Origin of the sequence: Photorhabdus kleinii (assembly GCF_025384885.1) — a bacterium.
GTDB classification, from domain to species: Bacteria; Pseudomonadota; Gammaproteobacteria; order Enterobacterales; family Enterobacteriaceae; genus Photorhabdus; species Photorhabdus kayaii.
This window is the reverse complement of sequence record NZ_JAJAFY010000054.1, coordinates 26,619-32,618: the sequence shown is the minus strand read 5'-3', so window position 1 is coordinate 32,618 and position 6,000 is coordinate 26,619. Positions and strand designations below refer to the sequence as shown.

At 37.9% G+C, this 6,000-nt stretch carries 7 protein-coding genes and 1 pseudogene; 3 read left to right on the top strand and 5 right to left on the bottom strand.

Going from position 1 to position 6,000, the window contains the following annotated elements:
* The 3 genes and pseudogenes from LG003_RS19430 to LG003_RS19420 all read left to right on the top strand — a co-directional run.
* Positions 1-282 (top strand): annotated as a pseudogene (locus LG003_RS19430) (hypothetical protein); the annotation flags it as partial.
* Between the two features lie 181 nt (positions 283-463).
* The gene (locus LG003_RS19425; protein ID WP_262981419.1) at positions 464-1,504 is read left to right on the top strand and encodes a hypothetical protein; all 1,041 of its coding nucleotides are present in this window, start codon (positions 464-466) and stop codon (positions 1,502-1,504) included.
* A 386-nt stretch (positions 1,505-1,890) separates the two neighbouring features.
* Complete coding sequence (locus tag LG003_RS19420; RefSeq protein ID WP_112876872.1) at positions 1,891-2,160, top strand: type VI secretion system PAAR protein; 270 nt, start codon at positions 1,891-1,893, stop codon at positions 2,158-2,160.
* Positions 2,161-2,335: 175 nt separating this feature from the next.
* Here LG003_RS19420 and LG003_RS19415 read toward each other — a convergent pair whose 3' ends face one another.
* The 5 genes from LG003_RS19415 to LG003_RS19395 form a co-directional block, all read right to left on the bottom strand.
* Entirely contained in the window at positions 2,336-2,746 is a 411-nt protein-coding gene (locus tag LG003_RS19415; protein ID WP_112876873.1) for a hypothetical protein, read from the bottom strand.
* Between the two features lie 5 nt (positions 2,747-2,751).
* Complete coding sequence (locus LG003_RS19410) at positions 2,752-3,288, bottom strand: LemA family protein (protein ID WP_112877004.1); 537 nt, start codon at positions 3,286-3,288, stop codon at positions 2,752-2,754.
* Between the two features lie 11 nt (positions 3,289-3,299).
* Entirely contained in the window at positions 3,300-4,181 is an 882-nt protein-coding gene (locus LG003_RS19405; RefSeq protein WP_112876874.1) for a hypothetical protein, read from the bottom strand.
* Between the two features lie 17 nt (positions 4,182-4,198).
* Positions 4,199-4,756, bottom strand: coding sequence for a LemA family protein (locus LG003_RS19400; protein WP_112876875.1), 558 nt, complete (start codon positions 4,754-4,756; stop codon positions 4,199-4,201).
* 528 nt (positions 4,757-5,284) lie between these two features.
* Positions 5,285-5,569: a CopG family ribbon-helix-helix protein gene (locus LG003_RS19395; RefSeq protein ID WP_112876876.1), complete on the bottom strand. Its 285-nt coding sequence runs from the start codon at positions 5,567-5,569 to the stop codon at positions 5,285-5,287.
* Positions 5,570-6,000 lie beyond the last annotated feature (431 nt).

Below are 6,000 nucleotides of genomic sequence, written 5' to 3'. Positions count from 1 at the left end.
TGGGCTTGGGTTTCCGGTGAAAGTGAAGAGAGTGTTTTTGCTGATCAGTCTGTTTACCATAATATCAAAATAAAAAGTTTCAAAATGAAACCAATTAATTGGGATGACTACAGAGTGAAAATAATGAATCAGGGAAGAATGGTCAGGTTGGTGAATAAATCAGACCCAGAAAGTTCCCCAATATCCTACTATTACATTGATGAGGAAGATGGAGATACGATTTTGGCTACCGTTGCACCAATCTTTTCATTAATTAATGGCCGTTTTGTTCAGGTAATTTAATGGGTAGCAATATCGGGTTATTTGACCCGATATTTTCTCTTGATGGGAAATGCAATAAAAATCGGTGATATCAGTTCAGCATTTGTTGATTGTAAAGAGACACTGGGATTGTGGATTGGGTTAATATTAAAGTTGAATAATATTCCACTTATCACTGGGTTACCCGGAGTGTGAGGATAAAATGAGATTAAAATGGTTATTGCTATTATTAGGCGTGATTATTATGTCAGGTTTAGGTGCTGTAGTAATGCAAGGAGCTAATGCAAATGAACCCCGGCTATATATTCGTAGTTTATTCGATATTCAGTATGCTTTTTGTGATATTAAAACCAATGGTGTAACGGGAATGGATAATCGAGATTCAGCCCGTGAAGGTCGGGGATTTGGTACTGCCAGTACAGCTTCCATGCTATTAATGGCAAATGGTGAAAATGAAATCAGTCTGGAATTTGGTGCACTGGGTTGGTTTTCCCCAGATAAGCTATCAGATGAAACCCGTAACCACTTTAATCCTGAAGCAAAATGTAGTCTGGAATTGACGGCCATGCGTGGTAAAAAAAGTGAAGTGTTGACGGCAATTGAAGTGGCAATTGATAAAAATGGTCAGCCCGTGGCAACAACACCCGTGAATGAAGCGAAATACGCCGCTATTAGCACACCGGTAGTACGTCATGTGATACAGGCAGACAGTATAGAAACTGGACATAAAGACGAAAACTACTTTGATATTCGAACATTTCCACCCAATATGATCTTATACCGGTTTAGTCGTAATGTGAAAGTCAGTGGGTTACCTGAATGGGAATGGGTGAAGGCAACACCTTATACAGATACACCTGAACAGCGCCAGCAATTGCAACAGGCTTATATGGCGGTCTGGCAGGCTTATAATGCAAAAGATGTGAATACTATCCGTAATCAACAAAAAATCTCTCTTAAAGCTTGGGCTTGGTCTACTAATGAAAGTGAAGAGAATATCTTTGTTGACAAAGATTTTCATAATGATTTCAAAGAAAAAAGTTTCAAAATGAAACCGATTAATTGGAATGACTACAGGGTTAAGATAATGAACCAAGGTAGAATGGTCAGACTGGTGAATAAATCAGACCCGGAGAGTTCCCCAGTATCTTATTACGTTAATGATGAAGACGGTGATACGGTTCTGGTTACCACTGTACCAATCTTTTCATTAATTAATGGTCGTTTTGTTCAGGTAATTTAATGGGTGGCAATATCGGGTTGTTTGACCCGATATTTTCTCTTGATGGGAGCAGTAAAAGAAAGCTATTATCGATTACGCCAGAATAACTGGAAAAGATTGAGGGATTTGATTACGTCGGTTAATCCAAGTACTACTTACCGAGTTAAAAAACATCGGTATTACGGCTGATCACAGTGTTAGGGGAATATTAAAGTTATTCTTCTCACGAAGATATCTATCTGTTGAAGAATTGCTTGCTCGTTATAAACGTATATTGAATAATATCTGTGAACCGGGACATATGTGGGCTGAGACATTGCTATTGCAGGAGTTAGGCTATTCATCATCACCTTGGTTCCATTTTAAAGACTAATTATATTAATTTTGCCAGATATAGAGGAAGAAATATGGGTAATACAGTAAAGATTGGCGATATTGGCACAGCGCATGGTGATTGTGAAGCGACACCGGTTATTTCGGGATCGACCAGTGTGAAAGTTGACGGTATTCCTTTAGCTCGTCAGGGCGATAGTTTGGCGCCGCATTCATCTCATTCACGAATAATTGCTGGCGGTTCCAGCACCGTTTTTGTTGATGGTAAACCTGCGGCGAGAACCGGTGACGCGGTGAGTTGTGGTGGAATTGTGATTGGTGGTGGTAGTGTTAATATTGGTTAAGGAAAAAATATGCTCTCAGTTACTATGGAGAGTGTAATTTGTGATTGCTAGAATTTGGCTCCCTGTATTCTCGTTCACCTCGGTCACATAGTTAGTTATGCATAGTTATCTATGCTCCCGGGGATTCGTTCCCTTGCCATCTTGATGCACTTTGAAATCCATAGGATATATGTATTTATTTCCTCTGCTTTCTTTTCTTTTTCTTGGTATTATTTTTTCTTTCTATTTTCGAATGCCTCTGGCGTAGGGCGTCATCCTGTTCAGCCAGTTTAAACACAGCTCCTTTATTAATAAACCAAAAAGACAAACAGGCCGTTTGGACAATAATCAAGCTCCAGAACAGGCGGATAATATCGTTTGTAAAGATTAAATAAATGACAGCGACACAGAGTAAATTAATAAAAGCAGAGGTTAATAGACTGATAACCAGTGTTTGAATAACCTGGCTAATTCCTGGTATTCGAGCAAAGGGAAGTAGGCATAACATTGCACCCACAGGGCCGAAAATCGCAGTAACGATTAAAATACCCGGATTATTACGGATGGCGTCAACAAATCCGAATAAATCAAATGGAATGGTAAACATGGGTTTTATCCTTGCATGGGGTTCAGCATTGGGCTAGGTTTATATCTTAATATCCGGGCGAAAATGATATTGGGAAACTGCCGGATCCCGGTATTGTAAAGGGCAACACTTTCATTAAAGAATTCACGTCTGTCTGCAATCTGATTTTCCAGCAGAGTGATCTGCGCTTGCAAATGTTGAAAAGGCGGCTGACTGATTAGGGCCGGATAATTCTTTGCAAGTATCAGAAATGACAACAACTGATGTGCTAATGTATTACCCATTTTCACCTTTTCATTGGTTGTTTTTGCACTGGGGTAGTTTTTCCTGATTTCTGCTAGTTGCAGAAAGAACGATTTTTCATGGGCCATTGCTTGTTCTGTTATTGCGATAAGCTGTGGAATTAAATCAACCTGTTTTTTCAGTAAAATATCAATATTGGCAAATGCTTTATCCCGGTATCTTTTTAACATAACGATTTTATTAAAAACGCCTATGAGATAACGAACCGCAATGATCAGGATGACGGCCAGAATAAGAAAAGTGAGAAGATATCCACCCATTGCTGTTATCTCTAAAATAACCATTTCAGTAATGGAGATTCACGATAAAAAACCGTTAAATGATGAGACTGATATTCATAAGGAACGGTCAGAATAAAGGCAATCAGAATTGCTGCGCTAATGACAGTAATTGCAAGATTACGGCGCATTGGCGCAACTTCATTCCAGGTGCCTAAATATCCCTTAGAGGCAATCCCCAGTAATCTGTGAGGAGCAGCCTGAGTAATAACAATTTGATCGTCTTTTTCAATAGCTGTGCCAATAATTAAATACTCTTCATTTGGAAATAACAAGTACTCTTGGTAAGAAACGGAATCGGTTTCATCGTTCTGATAAGAAGAAAAATTCACAAATGTCAACGTTTCTGGCGTTGCATCAATACGGACTGATCCTGAATCATCGGTCAAAGTGAATTGACGGATTTTTTCTTCCGAATGACGCAAAGAATAACGTTTATCGCCTTCTGAATCTTTTATGACATCATATTCATAATAACGATAGCCATAGCATAGCTTGTTACTCAGAGGACTTTTGAAGTGAGTTCCCGCTGTTATTTTTCCTTCTACTTCTACCAAGCCCATAGCGATTGAACGGATTTTTGAGGTAGGCAAAATCTGCTGAAATTTAAGGAATTTTTTTTCTGGTGTTGTTTTCAGACCGTTATAGATAAATAGTAATAAAATTAAGCCAAATAAGGCACCGGGTGAAACAAAAAAGGCAATCAGAAAAATGGCAATAGCCGCCGAGCCTAAAATCACTTTCCAAATTTCCTTGCTGGCAAATTTACCGGACTGCCGTGTTTGTCTATAATACTCTGCCGCGTTTTTCCCAAACGAAAAGATTAATACACAGGAAAAAACAAAAATAAAAGTAAAAAATAGCATAGTCATCATAAGGTTTACCATCTGATTTATTTAAATTTGATACCGTTATAGGCTTTTTCTTCCTGACAGATTTCTAATAAAGGCAGCCTCTGATAATGAAACATGCGGGCAAAAATCAGATCAGGGAATAGATAAATCGCCGTATTATACTCCGTTACTGCATCATTAAACATTTCGCGGCGATGAGCAATTTTATTTTCTAGATCCGTCACCGATGTTTGCAATTGTGAAAATTGGGAACCTGAAATTAGAGTCGGATAGTTTTCAGCTACGGCCAGTACAGATCGGAATGCATTGTGCATTTCATTGGAGGCTTTGATTTTATCTGTGAGGCTATTGGCATTAAGATATACCTGCCGTGCATCACTTAACCGAGTAAAAATATCACGTTCATGTTCCATAGACTTTTCCAGCACGGTCACAAGCTGCGGGATCTGTTCTGCACGCTGTTTTAAAATAACATCGATATTGGCAAATGTATTGCTTGTCTGTTCTTTCAGGGCAATCAGGCGATTATAAATTGTGATCCCCCAGCCGATAAGTCCTACAGCAATCAGAGAGATAATAATAGTGGTTATTGTCATCTTTTTCTCCACGAAAATTCGGTTATATTTATTGTTAAGTCATGCCCTCCCTGCTGATTTGCGTAGCATCAGGGAAGGAGCCCACTTTGTTTAACCTGCCATAATCATTTAAAAATGAAAATACAGAGGTATTAAGAATACTATATCGAGGGCAGATTTAATTCAATAAGTGAAATTTTTCAAAAGAAGATTTAATTGCACTTACTATGAGAATTCAAGGGATATTAAAGTTATCTTTGCTATTTTTTTACTAATCTGGTTTTTGCCGCCGTTTAACTTTGTTATATCCAATTGAATTATTGAGAAGATTTCCAGTCCCGATACTTTTTATAAATCGCTTTTGGTACCAGAAGAATTGGTATTGGTAACGGTTGATTTTGCATTGGTAAGACAAGGATAGCTTAAGAACTATGAAGGAGGGAAATGTCGCTTCCTGTCATGTAGGGTGTCAAGATTTGGGCCATTGTCTGGCGGTATGTAATATTTCCTCACGGTCTTGAATGGCTTCTGGCGTCCAAAATAATTGCATTACTTGGCCTCAAAACGGCGGAGTGTGGCTTTGCGGCGGGCTAAAAATTTAGCCTCGACTTGGTCGGCTGGCACTAGATTACCAGCATTGGCAGAAGCTTGGCCTATTTCTATTTGCCTGCGGAACCAAGCATCATGGGCGCTCGTTTCTTGTTGCTGACGCACGAAATCCCGCATGAAGTCACGTAGTAGTTGTGCACCTTTGCGATCGAGTGATTTTGCTGCTGCGGTAAAGTCATTTTTCAGGGCATCATCGACCCTAAAGGTAAAAGTAGTTTCGCTCATAGCTAATGATTCCACTGTAATGTGTTACAAAGTAAGTATAGTGTAGTACTTAAGTGTGTAGAATACTACCAGAAGGATGGTAAAATATAATATTTAGATAAAATTAAATCCGAAATAGTGTCACCTATTTGTAAAAAATTTATTATTGTCTCTTATTTATTCTCGTAAATAATATTGTGAATTGTTTATTTAAAATATCTTTAATAAGTAAGATGATATATTGATAAGTCTTAACTAAATTAATAAATGAAAATGATAGTCATTATTTTTAATTCTGGCTTGTTAAAGCTTAAAATTAATGTACCTTGATGATTAAATTATTTTGATGTCTTGGTGGTAATGTTTTGTTAAAATATAATTTCATTTAATATAACCAAGTATTAACCACAATGAATAGTTAATACTTGGCAATAAAATAAATAACCAAGTTA

What these genes read in the sequence shown, in the direction of transcription:
- LG003_RS19400 (WP_112876875.1), bottom strand. Translation starts at nt 4,756, where the DNA reads ATGACAATAACCACTATTATTATCTCTCTGATTGCTGTAGGACTTATC.
- LG003_RS19395 (WP_112876876.1), bottom strand. Translation starts at nt 5,569, where the DNA reads ATGAGCGAAACTACTTTTACCTTTAGGGTCGATGATGCCCTGAAAAAT.
- LG003_RS19410 (WP_112877004.1), bottom strand. Translation starts at nt 3,288, where the DNA reads ATGGGTGGATATCTTCTCACTTTTCTTATTCTGGCCGTCATCCTGATC.
- LG003_RS19415 (WP_112876873.1), bottom strand. Translation starts at nt 2,746, where the DNA reads ATGTTTACCATTCCATTTGATTTATTCGGATTTGTTGACGCCATCCGT.
- LG003_RS19425 (WP_262981419.1), top strand. Translation starts at nt 464, where the DNA reads ATGAGATTAAAATGGTTATTGCTATTATTAGGCGTGATTATTATGTCA.
- LG003_RS19420 (WP_112876872.1), top strand. Translation starts at nt 1,891, where the DNA reads ATGGGTAATACAGTAAAGATTGGCGATATTGGCACAGCGCATGGTGAT.
- LG003_RS19405 (WP_112876874.1), bottom strand. Translation starts at nt 4,181, where the DNA reads ATGATGACTATGCTATTTTTTACTTTTATTTTTGTTTTTTCCTGTGTA.